This is a genomic window from Halorubrum salinum (assembly GCF_024494575.1).
GTDB lineage: Archaea > Halobacteriota > Halobacteria > Halobacteriales > Haloferacaceae > Halorubrum > Halorubrum salinum.
Genome location: NZ_JANHDO010000002.1, coordinates 77309 through 93297 on the forward strand (window position 1 = coordinate 77309; position 15989 = coordinate 93297).

A 15989-nucleotide genomic window follows, 5' to 3' on the forward strand; every position below is an offset into this window, starting at 1 on the left:
TCGACGAACGGGGCCGCGAGCGCCGTGGACGCGGAATCGACCGACGACGAGGCGAGCGACGACATCACCGTGGACGGGGCGACCGACCGGCACGACGATGCGGCCGCCGGCGAGAACGCGGCCCGCGACGACGACGCGGCCGACGCCTACACCTTCGACGACCTGAGCGTCGTGATGGGGACGTACAACGAGGAGGAGGCCATCGGGACGGTCCTCTCCGACATCGACGAGGTCACGGACGGACGCGCGGAGGTCGTCTGCGTCGACGGCTCTTCCGACCGGACGCCGGAGATCGCCCGCGAGCACGGCGCGCGCGTCATCGAGCAGGAGCCGCAGGGGTACGGCGTCGCGGTCCGCGAGGCGATCTTGACGCCGGACCGCCCCGTGGTCGTCACGACCGACTGCGACGACACCTACCCGATGGAGGCGCTCCCCGAGTTCCTCGCCGAGATCAACGACGGCGCGGACGTGGTGAGCGGCGACCGGCTCTACCACGGCGCGAAGGCGATGCCGGCGTTCAACCGTCTCGGAAACCACGCGTTCGCGGGGGTCGCGAGCCTGCTCATGGGCGAGCGCGTCCACGACACGACCACCGGGATGCGGGCGTACCGCCGCGAGATAATCGAGGAGATCGGCTGGACGGAGAACACCGGGCTCTCCGCCGAGCTTCTCATTCGCCCGCTGATGCGCGGCCACGACGTGCGCGAGCGACCGATCGCCTACGCCGAGCGTCTCGGCGAGACGAAGCTCGACCCGATCGGCGGCGGCGCGGCCATCGCGAAGTCGATCGTCACCGTCTGTCTCGAAGAGCAGCTCCGGCGGTTCTAGGGGCGCTTCGCCCCCCCGACTCGGTCGCCGGACGGCGGTCCGGACGTACACTGTGGGCACAGTGGACCGCCGCCGGCGACGTTTTCTACGACCGAGAGCGACAGCGATCGTCTATTTATAAATAATCGGCTCCGTTGAAATCCTCAAATGGTGATACGTTCTTGGAGCCGTGCTGAATATTTAGACCGTTGAGAGAAGCATTTGAATCGCTTTTGGAAGTATTACTCCTATCGAGAGCTGTGCCCACATTGTGAAGGTGGTCGGGTATTCTCTAGTGTTGTTTATGTAGTTCATTCTCATCCTAAGTTCATCATATTTTTCTTCGTCAGTTATTTCTAAATTTTGTATTTCAAACGGTTTATCGACCATTTTACGGGCTTTTCTATCCAGTTTGGTCAGCTCCTTTCTCTTCTCTCTCTTCATAAACCAGTGAATCTGAGCTAACCCGTAACCCACCAAACCGATAGCCAGCAACCAGGCAAGAGTAAACAACAATTGCTGTACGAATCCGATACCGTACTGAATACTCGACACACCGCTAACGATACTCGGACCATACAGTGCTATTGCGGAGGCAATCAGTCCAAGCATTAAGAAATAGTAGGCAGATTTCATCAGCTCTCCTACAGGCCTTAAACCGCCTAGTCCTTCAGGATCGAGGAAATTGATCTTAAAATCGGTTTTTCTGATTTTGTGTGGGAAGAACAGAAGTATTCCGGCATAGGTCGCTAGGAATTCGGAGATGATTACGCCGTGACCCAAGGGAAGAAGTATAAATACTCCGAACAGTTCAGGCATCCCGCCCGTCTGGAGAACCCTGTTTATTCCTTGGTTTATTCCGAACTGATAGATTGCGTTTATTAAGAAGGCTGAGTATAGCCCAAGTTGAAGCCATTTAGGGGCCAAGTTGTCGAAGGCCTCAGGCTTAGAAGTACGAGACTCTACATCGATATGCTCCAAAACCTGCCGGTAACGCCTATGAAGATAAACGATCACGAAAGGTGTGACTAAACTCAATGAGGGATTTATGAGTGCTGACGGATTAGTAAAATAAACTATCTTGTAACCCATCAACATTCTCGAACCCTGAACAGCGACAACCCCAGCAAAGACAACCACCAAACCGTAGAAAATCACTGGGTGTGGCATAAACGAAAACCTGTCTTCAAGTCGGTCATAACCCAACCAGTACAGAACGTCCCCGATTAACGAGTAATCCGCCCTATCTGAACTGGCCATACAAGCCACGTCACTACCTATCCAGTAAAAAATTTCACATACTGATGCTTTCAGGGAAAATCCCTGCAGCATGATCGAGAGCCTGCAATCGGTGCGCCTCCTAGGGACGGAGAGCGGTGAAACCACGAACCGCGAGCTGGGGAGGCGTGAGGAGCGGTCGCGGTCGGATGGGACTCCAGAGTCGGGGCTTTAGCCGTGGTTCCGATACAGCCAACGGCGTCGCATCGATCAGATGGTGGTTGAAGTCGTCAGCCCGACAACGGCGGCACCCGAGTCATCAGCATGCTAGTCGCTCGCCTCGGCGGCCGTCTCGAAGACGACCCACTCGGAGTGGGTCTGCGGCTCGTCTGGGAGGTACGTCCCCTCGTTGCCGCACTCCGTGACGAGCCGACAGGTCGAGCGTTCGGGCGGCCAGACGACCTCGACGCGCTCGTCGCCGACGCCCGCTTCGCCGCCCTCCGTCACCCGCACCGTCACCTCCTGTCGGTAGGTATACGTCGCGCCCGCGGGGTCGACGAGCGTCACCGTCACGGCGACCACGTCGCCCTCGGGATCGAAGGGGACCGGCTCGGCCGAGCCGTCGGCCGTGTCTGCCGTCGCACCTCCCGCCCCGGACAGCCGCACCCCCTCCGGCGTCACCGCCCAGTCGACCGCGAGCGAGCCGTTCGGGTCGGCCACGGTGTAGGTGGCTCGGTCCGGGCCGCCGGCGCCCCCCCGTCGCGGGTCGACCCGCACCTGCGCTCGGGCGACGCGCTCAGGAACGCCCACCGTCGTCTCGGCGTCGACCCGGTCTCCGGACCGCCGGTCGAGCGGCTCCAGCTTCGGCGTGACGTGGGCGTCGGGGTCCGCGGTCCAGACGCCGTGGTAGCCGTAGCGGTACAGCGTCCGCTCCGGATAGGCGTCGAGCACCGCGAAGTTCTCCACCGGATCCCGGTCGAGCGCGTACACCACGTCGCCGTCGAGCCCGGGTCCGTTCCGAAGGTACTGGAACGGGTGGTTCTGCCACTCGCCGTACGGCGTCGGCACGAACACCAGCCCGTCCTCGAACTCGGCCTCGTCGAAGGGCGCGTACGCCGCCTCGTGTTTCGCGTCGATCTCCGCGTTCCGCTCTATCGGCTCCGAGGCCGCGTCCACGGCGGCGACCCCCGCGACGACGACTGCGCCCGCGACGGCGACCGCGAGCGCGACGCGGGTGACCGCGGGAGAGACCCCGCGATTCGCGAGCCGATCGCGTACGAGGCGGAGCGCCCGCCACCCGGCGACGACGCCGACCCCGCCGAATATCGACAGCGGCACGAGGAGATCGAAGTGGTAGAACGGGCCGAAAAGCGACGCGAGCCCGTCGGTCGGGTCCGCGAGGTCGGCCAGCGCGTTGTGCGTGCCCCAGAAGAACAGGTTACCGACGACGACCGAGACCCCGACGCCGGCGAGGAGAACCCCTGCAGTCCGCCGGAACCCGGGCGTTCCGGGCGCGTCGCCGGCGAGCGACGAGTGGTCGGCCGCGCTGATACCGCCGGGGTCCCCGCTCGCGCGCCAGCTCCAGACCACGACCGCGCCGCCGAGCGCGGCCAGCGCGGTCCCGAGCGGTCCGCCGGCGAGCCACCGAGTCGCGATCTCCTGTACGGCGTATCGGTTCGACTCCAGCGCCAGCGCCGGGGTGTACTCGACCGAGTGGCCGAGGATGCGGCGCTCGCCGAACCCGGGGCCGTCCATCGGCGCGAACTCCTGATAGGGGAAGACGAGGGGGGAACCGGTCATCCGGACGTTGTACGCGAGCGTGACGCCGACGAACAAGGTGCCGAAAAGCGCCGTGAGCCCGTGGCGACGGACCGGACCGGGGAGCCCCCGGAGGCCGGCGGCCGCGAGTGCGCGCGGCGTCGACGCCGCGGAGTCGGCGGAGAAGCCCTTGAGCCCCGATCCCACCCGCCACAGCGCATGCAGGATGAACGGCGAGGCGAACAACACCGCGGTGTACGGCCGCGAGAAGAAGGCGATCCCGACCGCGATCCCCGCGATCCCGGCGTCTCGGAGCGAGTCGTCCCGGACGCTCCGGAGGTACGCCACCGCGAAGATCAGGTTGAAGAGCGTCGTCGGCGCGTACGGGAGGAACGCCGCGCTCGTCGCGATCGCCATCGGCGAGGCCGCGAAGAGGACGGCGGCGGCGAGGCCCGCCCGCCGACCGACAGCGAGCGATCCGAGCAGGTACACCAGGGCGGCGTTGCCGGCGGCGACCGCCGCCAGCGTCACGCGCGGCTCGCCGAACAGCCCCATCGAGACGGAGAAAAGCGCCGCCGGGACCGGGTTGTACTTCGGGTAGAGCCGGCCGCCGTCCTCGATGAAGAACCACGGGTGGACGGCGTCCGCCAGCGGGCCGGCGTGGAACTCCAGTTGTCCGCCCAGAAGCAGCGCGGCCTGCGCGAGGTAGACCCCCTCGTCGTGGTTCGCGGAGTGGTGTGAGAAGACCGTGGCGGCGACCGCGAACGTCAGGAGGCCGGCAGCGAGAGAGACCACGGCCGCGGCGAGCGTCACCCGATCGGCGCGAGCGAGCCGCTCTCGGAGGCGGCTCGCGACCCGGCGGGGGTGGACGGACGGTGAGAGAAGTGACACGAACGGTGAGCGGTGGTGCGGCCTCAGATCTGGATGCCGGCGTCGCGCATGAGGTCGATCGTCGGTTCGAGGTTCGACAGTTCCGCTAAGTCGATGTCAGGCACGTCGAGTTCGTCGATCGTCGGGAGGTCGCCGATGGGCTCCACCTCGGGGATGAGCGGGTATTCGAACGTCGAGCGCGCGAAGTAGTCCTGCGCCTCCGCCGACAGCAGGTGGCGGACGAAGTTGGCGGCGAGGTCGGCGTCGCTCGCGGTGTCGACGACCGCGGCACCGGCGACGTTGAACATCGCGCCCGCGTCCCCCTCGGTGAACGCGGTAGCGATCGGCGCGTTCGGGTTCCCGTCGAGGACGCGCTGGATGTAGTAGTGGTTCGTGAACGCCGCGTCGATCGCCCCGTCCGCGATCTCCTGACAGGTGCGGAACTCGTCCGGGTACGCCGTCGCACCGGACTCGACCATCGCTTCGAGCCACTCGCGGGTTGCCTCCTCGCCTTCGAGCAGCCGCATCGCGGTCACGAACGCCTGACAGGAGCCGTACGAGGGGGCCCAGCCGAGGTCGCCCGGGAACTCCTCCGGGTACGCCATGATGTCGTCGGGCAGGTCGCTCTCGTCGAACTCGTCGGTGTTGTACGGGACCGTCCGGGCTCGGCCGGAGGTGCCCACCCACTGCTCGGTGCGGAACTCCGAACGGACCTTCTCGGCCACGTCGTCCGGGAGCGCCTGCGTGCGCCCGGCGTCGGCGAGCGCGCCGAGCGCCCCGGCGTTGACCGAGTAGAAGACGTCGGCCGGCGACCCCTCGCCCTCGTTGACGATCGCGTTCACGTGGTCGGTGGATCCGGCGTACCGAACGGTCAGATCTAAGTCGTCGTAGAGGTCGTCGATGTAGCTGACGAGCTCGCCGACGAGGAACTCGCCCCGCCCGGAGTAGACGGTGAGCTCGCCCTCCAGCGCCGGCATCTCCGCCATCGGCGTCCCGCCGGGTGCCCCCCGACCCTCGCGGCCCGAGCCGATCTGGCCGATCGACGACTCCGCGTCGCCGCCGTCGCCGCCGTCGCTACCGTCCTCGCCGTCGCCGCCGTCTCCGCCGCCCGTACAGCCGGCTATCCCGACGGTTCCGACCGCGCCGGCCGCCGCGAGGAACCGCCGTCGTCGAACGTTGCGTCCGTTCCGTCCATCGGATTCGTGTCTCGTCATGTGTTTTAGGCTAACCTAAATAAACTTAGTCGTGTCGGTTCAGTCGTCCGCGAGCGCCCGCGTCCGGGAGAGCGCGTCGAGGCAGTCGAGCCAGTCGCGCATGTGTTCGCCACAGTAGTTGAGGAACGCGCCGTTGTTCCACTCGGAGAAGTCGCCCTCAGCGAGCGCGTCGGCCATCTCCGCGAACACCGCCTCGAAGGTATCCGCGTCGTCACCCACGTCGTCGAGCACCTCCCAGACGTGCTCGTTCAGCTCTAACCCCGCCACCTCGTTCGCGAGGTCGTCGAACGTCGAGCGCGCGGCCTTGTTGTGCTCGCACAGCGGTCCGCCGTTGTAGATGCGCACCCCGAGCTCGTCGGCGGCGCGCTTCAGGAAGAGGCCCGACCAGATGTCGTCGAACCGCCCGACGTCCCACTCGTTGTCGTCCATCGGGAGCTGGTAGAACGCGGGGATAACCTCGCGGCGGAACGCGAGGTTCATCGAGCAGACGGTGAGGTAGTTGCCGCGGGCGGCGACGAAGTCCTCGCCGAAGTCGTCGGCGGTCGTCCGGGTCTGCGCCTGCCCCTCTAAGTCGCCGTCCATCAGGATCCGGACCGCGTCGAGGTCGGGGACGTTCGTCCACAGCCCCTGCGAGGCGACGACCTCGCCGGAGTCGACCTCGACCGAGTCGGTCTCGACCGTCTCGTCCATCGCCGAGTACGGATACCCGCGCGGGTAGAGGCCGTGCTCGTCGGCGTTCTGATAGAGGACGTTCACCCAGCTCTCGTCCGAGCTGACGCGCTCGATCTCGCCACCGAACGCGAGGTTCTCCATGTGGCGGCCGAAGTAGTCCGCGTCGTCGTGCGGGAGCGTGTCGTCGTCGATGAAGATCCCGTACTCGAACGACGGGTTCGCCCACATGTAGAGGAGTCCGAAGCTCGTCTCGGCGTGGCTCGCGGCCGGCACGACGTGCCCGTACTCCGCGACGTCGTTGTCCTCGTACCACTCCTCGCGTCCGGTCCCGTCGAACACCTCTCCCGAGACGTTCAGGTCGTCGAGCATCGCCCGCATCTCCCCGACGTCACAGAAGTCCTCGGTGACCAACACGAAGTGCAGACGCGAGACATCGAACCCGTACTCGCGGGCGTTCGCGACGTACGCGCGGAGGCACTCGTACTCGCGGATCGTCGGCACGATGACGCAGATGTCGGACTCGTCACGTCGTGGGCGGCGTTCGTCCATACACGCCATTTTTTAGGTGAACCTAAAAATCTGCTGATTCGGCGTGCTCGTCGGTCGCGCCCGCGCTCGGGGGTGCCTCGTCGGCGGAACGGGTCGGCGAGACGTTGAGTCCGACGGCCGCCGCGGCGCCGCCGGCGAGCGTGACGGCGTTTTTCAGCGCGTGATCGAGGACGGCGGCCGCGATCGCCGTCTCGACCGGGATCGCGGTCGTACCGACGACCAGCCCGGTGAACGCGGCCTCGTACAGCCCGACTCCGCCCTGTGAGAGCGGTAACACCTTCGCGAGGTTGCCCGCGCTGACCGCGAGCGTGCAGACGGCGAGTAAGACCGGGAGCGCGACGACGCCGCCGTCGAACCCGCCGAGCAGCGCGGCCAACACGAGGACGGCGGTCGCGACGTCGACCCCCCAGACGAGGAGGCTCCACCCGAACACGGCCGCGAGACGGCGCGGTTGGGCGGCGACGACCCGAACCGCGGCACCGAACCGAACCGCGGCGTCGACCGGCCGGGCGAGTCGCGTCTCGGCGGCCCGATCGCGAAGCGCGGGGCCGACGCGTCGGTCGCTCCGGGCGAACGCGACCGTCGCGACCCCGAGCGCGACGGCGACGGCGGCGAGTCCGGCGGCGGCGGCGAGCGGCGTCACCCCACCCGTCGTGTCGACCGATCGATCTCCCGCGGCGAGCGCGCCGAGCGCGAGCGCACCGAGCGTCGCGATCGCCACGAGGTCGAAGGCGCGCTCCACCGCCAACGAGGCGACGCCGGTGGGGTACGGGACGTCGCGCTTGCGCTTCAGCAGGTACGCGCGGACCCCGTCGCCGGCCCGCGCCGGGACGATCAGGTTCGCGGTCTGACTCGCGAACACGGCCGCGGTGAGAAAGCCGGTCCGGAGCCGAGTGCTCATTGCCGCGAGCACGTCGCCGTACCGCCGCCCCCGGATAGGCCACGAGAGCGCGTAGGCGACGACCGCGACGGCGAGAAGCGCCGGGTCAGCGGCCGCCGCGGTCGCGACGATCGCGTCCACGTCGACGTACCGCGTCACGAACCATCCGCCGACGGCGAGCACGAGCGCCGTTCCCACGAGCGTGAGACGCCCGCGTGTGAAGCGATCCCGGAGTCGGGCGGAGTCGGACCGGCTCGTCATACGACTGTTTAGGGCGACCTAAAACATATAACGCTGGCGGTTCTCCGGCTCTCCGCCCGCTCACCCGACTTCGTCGGCAACTTATTTGTTCACACTCTTCGAAATACTATACATGACCGTGTCTAACGCCGACTCCCGCCGCATGTGGCTCGTCGAGCGGACGTACTCCGACGACGAACAGAACATGGTGATCCTCACCTACGCCACCGAAGACGGCGAGCGATACTTCCGCAAGGAGCGTGCGCTCACCTCCTTTTCGGACGTGCGCGACACGACGGCAGCCGTCACGCCCGACCCCGATAACGTCGGGCGCGTTGACGACCCGGCCGATCGCGAACGGTACGCGGCCGAGGCCGATCGAATGGCCCGCTCCCACGATCCGGACGACGTGATCTGACCGTCGCGGCCGCGTTTAAGCCCGTCCGGCTCGAACGACCCCCCAATGCGCGCGACGCTCGAAACCCTCGCGGTCGCGGTTCTCGTCGGTCTCGCGCAGTTCGCGCTCAGAGCCGTCGGGGTCGTCGGCGCACTCGCGCTGTCGACGCCGCTGTCGGTCGCGCCGTGGACGCTCGTCACCGGCGTGTACGCGCACGCCTCCGTCGGCCATCTGATCGCCAACGCGGTCGCGCTGCTCATCGTCGGCCCGCTCGTCGAGCGCCGAACGACGCGGCTCCGGTTTCACGCCTTCGTCGTGACGACCGGAGCCATCGCCGGGACCGCGCAGGTGACGCTCGGCGGCCTGCTCGGTCCCTCGCCGGCAGTGCTGGGACTGAGCGGCGCGGTGTTCGCGCTCGGCGGCTACCTCCTCGCGGGCAACGTCGCCAGCGCGACGCTTTTCGACCGGCTCCGGCTCTCAGTTCGCGCACAGCTCGCGCTGTTCGGTCTCGCCGCGCTCGCGCTCACCGCGATGACCGCCGCACCCGGCGTCGCGCTCATCGCACACGCCGCCGGCGCGTTCTGCGGGCTCGTCGCCGGACGGATCGGACTCCTCGACGCGCAGTGATCGCGGGTCGCCGAACGAGACGAACCGACTCGACGGCAGCGTCGCTATCGGGTGTGAAGAAAACGAAGAGAGCGAAACGGACGCCCTAGCGCTTAGTCTTCGAGAACGATCTCGATGCTGACGTCGTTGGGCACTTGGACGCGCATGAGCTGGCGGAGCGCGCGCTCGTCTGCGTCGATGTCGATCAGACGCTTGTGGACGCGCATCTCCCAGTGCTCCCACGTCGCCGTCCCCTCACCGTCCGGGGACTTACGCGACGGGATCTCGAGCGTCTTCGTCGGCAGCGGGATCGGGCCCGACAGGGCGACCCCCGTCGAGTCCGCGATCTCGCGGACGTCGTCGCAGATGTCGTCGAGGTCCTCGGGGCTCGTGCCGGCGAGGCGGACGCGTGCCTGCTGCATCGATTATCGCTCGTTAACTTCGAGCACCTTGCCGGCCGCGATGGTCTGACCCATGTCGCGGATGGCGAAGCTGCCGAGTTCCGGAATCTCGCCGGACGGCTCGATGCTGAGCGGCTTTTGCGGGCGCACGGTGACGACCGCGGCGTCGCCGGACTTGATGAAGTCCGGGTTCTCCTCGGCGACCTCACCGGACGAGGGGTCGATCTTCTGATCGATGGACTCGATCGTACAGGCGACCTGCGCCGTGTGGGCGTGGAAGACCGGGGTGTAGCCGGCCGTGATGACCGACGGGTGCTGCATGACGACGACCTGTGCCTTGAACGTCTCGGCGACGCTCGGCGGGTCGTCGGCGGGGCCACAGACGTCGCCGCGACGGATGTCGTCCTTGCCGATGCCGCGGACGTTGAACCCGACGTTGTCACCGGGCTCGGCCTTGGGCACTTCCTCGTGGTGCATCTCGACCGTCTTCACCTCGCCGCCCACGTCGGACGGCTGGAAGGAGACGTTGTCGCCGGTGTTGAGGATCCCGGTCTCGACGCGTCCCACGGGGACGGTCCCGATACCGGAGATGGTGTAGACGTCCTGGATGGGAAGTCGGAGCGGCGCGTCCGTCGGCGGCTCGGACTCCGGCAGGTCGTTGAGCGACTCCAGCAGGGTGGGGCCGTCGTACCACGGCGTGTTCTCGGACTCCTCGGCGATGTTGTCGCCCTCGAACGCCGAGATCGGCACGAACGTCGTGTCGTCGGTCGCGAAGCGGACCTGATTGAGCAGGTTCTTGACCTCCTCGATGACCTCGTTGTACGAGGACTCCTGGTAGTCGACCAGGTCCATCTTGTTGACGCCGATGATGAGCTCGTTGATCCCGAGCGTGCGGGCCAGGAACACGTGCTCGCGGGTCTGGGGCGCGACACCGTCGTCTGCCGCGACGACGAGGACCGCGTTGTCGGCCTGCGAGGCACCCGTGATCATGTTCTTCACGAAGTCACGGTGGCCCGGGCAGTCGACGATGGTGAAGTAGTAGGAATCCGTGTCGAACTCCTGGTGGGCGATGTCGATCGTGACGCCACGCTCGCGCTCCTCGGCGAGGTTGTCCATCACGTAGGCGAACTCGAAGCCGCCTTTGCCCTTCTCTTCGGCTTCCTCGCGGTGCTGCTCGATTACGTGCTCGGGGACGCTCCCCGTCTCGAAGAGGAGGCGACCCACGAGCGTACTCTTGCCGTGGTCGACGTGGCCGATAATGGCCAAGTTCTGGTGCGGTTTGTCACTCATGGGGTAATCACGCGCTAAGGCGCTCTGTGAGTAGGTTTCGGTAGATTCCACTAAAACGGTTTCGATACGTACCACAGACCATCTCGCTGCCGTCGGGCGATTCTCGACAACGCGGGGCACGGCAGCGCGTCGCACGCGCCGCCCCATCGGTCCGGACCGCGACGGCTCGATCTGCGGGCGTAGGGCTCGCTCTGACGCGGGCGCTACTCCAGCCGTCCGACGTCGCCGAGCACGGCGCTGGCCGTTTCGGGGCCGCCGGCACCCCGCCCGGAGATGTTGAGCCGCCCGGCGTGGCTCGTCTCGATCTGCACGATGTTCTGCGTTCCCGAGACCGCGAGCGTGCCGTTCTCCGGGACGAGCCGCGGCGCGACGCGGACCGAGCCGCCGGTCGCCTCCCCGATCAGCCGCACCGTCTGCCCGTCCTCGGCCGCGAGCCGGAGCGCCGAGCCGGGCACGTCGCGGATGCCTTCGACGTCGGCGTCGTCGAGGGTGAACTCGCGGGCGTCGGCGGGGTCGTCGGCCGCGCCGAACGAGAGCACGTTCGCGAGGATGACGCACTTGAGCGCCGCGTCGGTGCCGTCCACGTCGAAGGCGGGGTCCGCCTCGGCGACGCCCAGGTCCTGTGCCTCCGCCAGCACGTGCTCGTAGTCGAGCCCCTCCGCGGCCATGCGCGTGAGGATGAAGTTCGCGGTCCCGTTGAGCACGCCCCGGACGGCGGTGACGTGGCCCGGCTCGATGTCCTCGACGGTCGACACCGCCGGGATCGCGCCGCCGACGGTGGCCTCGAAGCGCACCTCGCCCGCGCTGTCGGCTTCGGCCGCTCGGAGGTCGCCGAACCGCTCCGCGACCGGCCCCTTGTTCGCGAGCACGACGTGGCGGTCCCGCTCCAGCGCTTCGCGGGCGTGCGAGAACCCGGGTTCGGCGTCGCCGAGCGTCGTCGGCGTCGCCTCTACCAGCGCGTCGTACTCCGCCGCGAGCACGTCCGCCGGGTCTCCGTCGCCGACGATCCCCCGCTCGGCCTTGCGGGCCACCACGGCGTCGGCGTCGACGCCCGCCACCCGATCGCCCGTCCCGTCCGCGACGACGGCGCTCGACGAGTCCGCGACGGCGACGACCTCGTGGCCGTACTCGCCCGCCAACTCGACGACGGAGCGTCCGACAGCGCCCGCGCCGACGACGGCGAGCCTCACGCCTCCACCCCCACGAGCGGCTCGACCACTCGCAGTCCCTTCGCTCCGGCCACGTCTCGCACCGCGGCGAGCGCCGTCTCCGTCTCTCCCGCGCGAGCCTCGACGCGGAGCCGGGCGCTCGACGATTCTTCGGTCCCCTGCGGAGCCGCGAGCGACACGTCGGCCACCGAGGCCGACTCGCAGCCCTCTATCTGCGAGAGGGTGTCCGACAGGTCGGTGTCGATGAGGTGACCGAACAAGAGCAGCGTCACCTCTTCCGCGTACCGCTCCGTCCCCGCCTGCATCACGTTCACGCCTTCGCTGCGGAGCGCCTCGACGATCTCCTCGAAGCGATCCTGTGTCGCCTCGAAATCGACCTCGACCGGGATCCGTCCGCGGGGCGTCTTGTTCCCCCGTTCGTGGTAAATCGAGAGGAGGTTGCCGCCGTTGTCCGCGATCGGGTGGAGCGCGGCGAGGAGCTGCCCCGGCTCGTCGGCGAGTTCGAGCCGGACCGTGTGAGTCGACGGCGTCGTGGCGGCGTGGCCGCCGTCGACCTCGGGTGCTCCGTCCTCTGGCTCTCCGTCGCGGCGATCGCTCACGCGACCACCCCCGTCACGGGAGCGGTGCAGCGAGCGGGAGTCGTACCGGTCTGCATACTCCAACGGAGCCGGACGATTCGGTATAAGCCTTCGGCGCTGGCAGACGTTGCCTCACCGCGGCGTCTGCTACGAGTCACCCGTCGAACCGGTCAGAGACGGTGCACAAGAACGAAAAACGAAACCGAACCGCGCGGCCGAGTCAGATGTAGTCGATCGAGCTGGGCAGTTCGAGCTTCATTCCCTTGCGCTCGCGGATCTCCATGATCTTCTCGCGCTGGAGGTTGTCGACGAGCACGCGGAAGCCCGCGTTCTCGGTGTTCCACGACGCGCGGCCCTCGGTCGCAGAGCGGATGTCGGAGGAGAACCCGATCATCTCCTCGACGGGCGCGATTCCCTCGACGACCATCAGGTCGCCCTCCTGGTACATGTCGTCGACGCGGCCGCGGCGGCCCTGGATCTCGCCGGAGGCGGCACCCATGTGTTCGCTGGGCACGTCGATCCGGACGTCCTGGATCGGCTCAAGCAGCCGGACCTCGCCGTCGATCAGCGCGCGGTGAACCGCGTCGCGGACCGCGGGGATGACCTGTGCGGGACCGCGGTGGATCGTGTCCTCGTGGAGCTTCGCGTCGTGGAGACGGAACAGCGACCCCTGTACCGGCTCGGCGGCGAGCGGCCCGTCGTCGAGCGCCTCCTGAAGCCCCTCCAAGACGAGCTCCATCGTCTCGTTGAGGTGCTGGATACCCTTCGTGTCGTCGATGAGGATGTTCGTCCGGTGGATGTCCTCGACGTTCTGGGAGGTGTCCTTGTCCATGCCGGCCTCCTGTAGCGCCTCGCGGCGCTCCAGCTCGGGCATGTCCATCGAGACCTCGCCGAGCTGGATGGCGTCGACGATATCCTGGGCCATCGGCTCGACGGTGATGTAGAACTTGTTGTGGCGGTTCGGCGACTGCCCTTCGACCTCGCGCGAGGCCTCCTGGGGCTGCTCGCGGTAGACGACGATCGGTTCGCCGGTGATGACCGGAATGCCCTGGTTGTCGCGGATCCGCTGGGTGATCACTTCGAGGTGGAGCTCGCCCTGTCCGCTGATGAGGTGCTCGCCCGTGTCCTCGTTGATCTCGATCTGGATCGTCGGATCCTCCTTTGCGACCTGCTGGAGCGTCTCGATGAGCTTCGGCAGGTCGTCCATGTTCTGGGCCTCGACGGACTTCGTGATGACCGGCTCGGAGATGTGCTCGATCGACTCGAACGGCGTCATCTCGACGGAGGAGACCGTCGAGCCGGCGATGGCGTCACGGAGTCCGGTGACCGACGCAATGTTGCCGGCGGGGACGTGCTCCACTTCCTCGCGTTCCGACCCCATGAACAGGCCGACGCTCTGGATGCGGTTCTTGCCCGCGGTGCCGGAGACGTACAGCTCCTGTCCCTTCTCTAACGTGCCTGAGAAGACGCGGCCCGTCGCGATCTCGCCCGCGTGCGGGTCCATCGAGATGTCGGTGACCATGAAGACCACGTCGCCGTCCTCGTCGACCAGCTGCATCCCCTCGGCCAGCTCGGAGTCGGGGTCGCCGCGCCAGATGCGCGGGACACGACGCGGCTGGGCGTCCACGGGGTTCGGGAAGTGCTCACAGACCATGTCGAGCACGACGTCCGACAGCGGCGTGCGCTCGTGGAGCTCGTCGCGCTTGTCGTTCTGTTCGAGCTCCATGATGTCGCCGAAGTCCATGCCGGTCCGCTGCATCGACGGCATCGAGACGCCCCACTTGTAGAGTGCGGAGCCGAAGCCGACCGTGCCGTCCTCGACGGAGACGGTCCAGTCCTCGGGGATGTCGTCCATGTTCTCGGCCATTCCGCGGATGAGCTCGTTGACGTCGGCGATGACGGACATGAGCCGCTCTTGCATCTCCTGTGGCCCCTCCTGCAGTTCGGAGATGAGGCGGTCGACCTTGTTGATGAAAAGCGTCGGTTTCACGCCCTCGCGGAGCGCCTGTCTGAGCACCGTCTCCGTCTGGGGCATCGCGCCCTCGACGGCGTCGACGACCACTAAGGCGCCGTCGACCGCGCGCATCGCGCGGGTGACGTCGCCCCCGAAGTCCACGTGGCCCGGGGTGTCGATGAGGTTGATGAGGTGGTTGGTGTCCTCGTACTCGTGGGTCATCGAGACGTTCGCCGCGTCGATGGTGATCCCCCGCTCCTGTTCGTCCTCTTTCGTGTCCATCGCGAGCTGCTCGCCGGCGGTGTCCTGCGAGATCATGCCGGCACCCGCGAGCAGGTTGTCGGACAGCGTCGTCTTGCCGTGGTCGACGTGGGCGGCGATGGCGATGTTCCGGATGTGCTCCGGATTGTCCATCAGCCGCTCGCACTCTTGAACGATCTTCTTGCGTCGGCCCATTATACCGGTTGGTACCGACAGCAGGGTCAAAAGGGTAGTGTTTCGCTCCGGCCGCTTCGAGGTGGATCGGCCCGGATCGACGCCGATCCGCGGCTTTTCGCGTGCCGGTAGGTCACACGATCGGTACGCGGCCACGTACCACACCCCGCCGCCGACCCGTGTGGCTGCCGTACGCGGCTCGCGCACCCCCGGTCGGCGAACCGCGACGGTGTCACGCGGGTTTAAGTGTTTACTCGGAAACGGACGAACATGAACGAGACGCTCTCGCGGATCGTCGACAGCGGCGTCGTCGCGGTGTTACGCGGCGTGCCGGCCGACCAGCTCATCGAGATCGCGGCGGCGCTTCACGACGGCGGCGTCTCCGCTATCGAGGTCACGGCCGATACGCCGGACGTGGCCGAGAAGATCGGAGAAGTCACCGGTTCGTTCGACGACGAGGTCGTCGTCGGCACCGGCACGGTCCTCGACAGCGAGACCGCGCGGACGACGCTTTTGGCCGGCGCGGAGTTCGTCGTCTCGCCGAGCCTCCACGAGGACGTGATCGAGACATGCAACCGCTACGGAGCCGTGAGCGCGCCCGGCGTGATGACGCCAACGGAGGCGATCCGCGGCTACGAGGCCGGCGCGGACTTCGTGAAGGTGTTCCCGGCGAAGACGGTCGGCCCGGACCACATCGGCGCGATGAAGGGCCCCCTCGGGCAGATTCCCATGATGCCGACCGGTGGGGTCGGTCCCGACAACGCCGCCGACTACATCGACGCCGGCGCGTTCGCCGTCGGCGCTGGCGGAGCGCTCGTGGACTACGACGCGGCCGCTCGGGGAGAGTACGAGACGATCACGGAGACGGCCCGCGAGTTCACGCAGGTCGTCGAGGCGGCGCGGACCGACGACTGACGGTAGACGGCGGTAGGGACCGATACTGACGGCAGA

At 67.2% G+C, this 15989-nt stretch carries 14 protein-coding genes; 4 read left to right on the forward strand and 10 right to left on the reverse strand.

Features of this window, described 5'->3' with window-relative positions; all coding sequences use genetic code 11:
* Positions 1-174 precede the first annotated feature (174 nt).
* Positions 175-828 carry a dolichyl-phosphate hexose transferase gene (locus NO930_RS06175; protein ID WP_241997008.1) on the forward strand — a complete coding sequence of 218 codons (654 nt, stop codon included), beginning with the start codon at positions 175-177 and terminating at the stop codon, positions 826-828.
* Between the two features lie 180 nt (positions 829-1008).
* Here the strand turns inward: NO930_RS06175 and NO930_RS06180 are convergent, their stop codons facing one another.
* From NO930_RS06180 to NO930_RS06200, 5 genes are all read right to left on the reverse strand, one after another.
* Entirely contained in the window at positions 1009-2067 is a 1059-nt protein-coding gene (locus tag NO930_RS06180) for a hypothetical protein (protein ID WP_137783971.1), read from the reverse strand.
* A 285-nt stretch (positions 2068-2352) separates the two neighbouring features.
* The gene (locus NO930_RS06185; protein WP_256402858.1) at positions 2353-4674 is read right to left on the reverse strand and encodes a DUF7846 domain-containing protein; all 2322 of its coding nucleotides are present in this window, start codon (positions 4672-4674) and stop codon (positions 2353-2355) included.
* 23 nt (positions 4675-4697) lie between these two features.
* Positions 4698-5867, reverse strand: a complete 1170-nt coding sequence (locus NO930_RS06190; RefSeq protein WP_256402859.1) for an extracellular solute-binding protein — start codon at positions 5865-5867, stop codon at positions 4698-4700.
* Positions 5868-5906: 39 nt separating this feature from the next.
* Entirely contained in the window at positions 5907-7088 is a 1182-nt protein-coding gene (locus NO930_RS06195; protein WP_256402860.1) for an alpha-1 4-glucan-protein synthase, read from the reverse strand.
* Between the two features lie 22 nt (positions 7089-7110).
* Complete coding sequence (locus tag NO930_RS06200) at positions 7111-8229, reverse strand: lysylphosphatidylglycerol synthase transmembrane domain-containing protein (protein ID WP_256402861.1); 1119 nt, start codon at positions 8227-8229, stop codon at positions 7111-7113.
* 112 nt (positions 8230-8341) lie between these two features.
* Here NO930_RS06200 and NO930_RS06205 point away from each other — a divergent pair, with 112 nt between their 5' ends.
* Positions 8342-8626, forward strand: coding sequence for a DUF7967 family protein (locus tag NO930_RS06205; protein WP_137784533.1), 285 nt, complete (start codon positions 8342-8344; stop codon positions 8624-8626).
* Positions 8627-8671: 45 nt separating this feature from the next.
* Entirely contained in the window at positions 8672-9232 is a 561-nt protein-coding gene (locus NO930_RS06210) for a rhomboid family intramembrane serine protease (RefSeq protein ID WP_256402862.1), read from the forward strand.
* Between the two features lie 92 nt (positions 9233-9324).
* On the opposite strand, the gene rpsJ is transcribed toward NO930_RS06210, so the two are convergent.
* The 5 genes from rpsJ to NO930_RS06235 all read right to left on the reverse strand — a co-directional run bounded on the left by rpsJ (position 9325) and on the right by NO930_RS06235 (position 15059).
* Positions 9325-9633 (reverse strand): 30S ribosomal protein S10, encoded by a 309-nt coding sequence (gene rpsJ, locus NO930_RS06215; protein WP_004048854.1) that lies wholly within the window; start codon positions 9631-9633, stop codon positions 9325-9327.
* Positions 9634-9636: 3 nt separating this feature from the next.
* Positions 9637-10902, reverse strand: coding sequence for a translation elongation factor EF-1 subunit alpha (gene tuf / locus NO930_RS06220; protein ID WP_256402863.1), 1266 nt, complete (start codon positions 10900-10902; stop codon positions 9637-9639).
* Positions 10903-11105: 203 nt separating this feature from the next.
* On the reverse strand, positions 11106-12092 hold the full coding sequence (locus tag NO930_RS06225; RefSeq protein ID WP_256402864.1) for a homoserine dehydrogenase: 987 nt from the start codon (positions 12090-12092) through the stop codon (positions 11106-11108).
* Positions 12089-12670, reverse strand: a complete 582-nt coding sequence (locus NO930_RS06230; protein WP_137783909.1) for an amino acid-binding protein — start codon at positions 12668-12670, stop codon at positions 12089-12091. The genes NO930_RS06225 and NO930_RS06230 overlap by 4 nt, the downstream gene beginning before the upstream one ends.
* A 199-nt stretch (positions 12671-12869) precedes the next feature.
* Complete coding sequence (locus NO930_RS06235) at positions 12870-15059, reverse strand: elongation factor EF-2 (RefSeq protein WP_256402865.1); 2190 nt, start codon at positions 15057-15059, stop codon at positions 12870-12872.
* Positions 15060-15308: 249 nt separating this feature from the next.
* On the opposite strand from NO930_RS06235, the gene NO930_RS06240 reads away from it, so the two are divergent.
* A complete protein-coding gene (locus tag NO930_RS06240) occupies positions 15309-15953 on the forward strand; it encodes a bifunctional 4-hydroxy-2-oxoglutarate aldolase/2-dehydro-3-deoxy-phosphogluconate aldolase (protein WP_256402866.1) in 645 nt (214 codons plus the stop codon).
* Positions 15954-15989 lie beyond the last annotated feature (36 nt).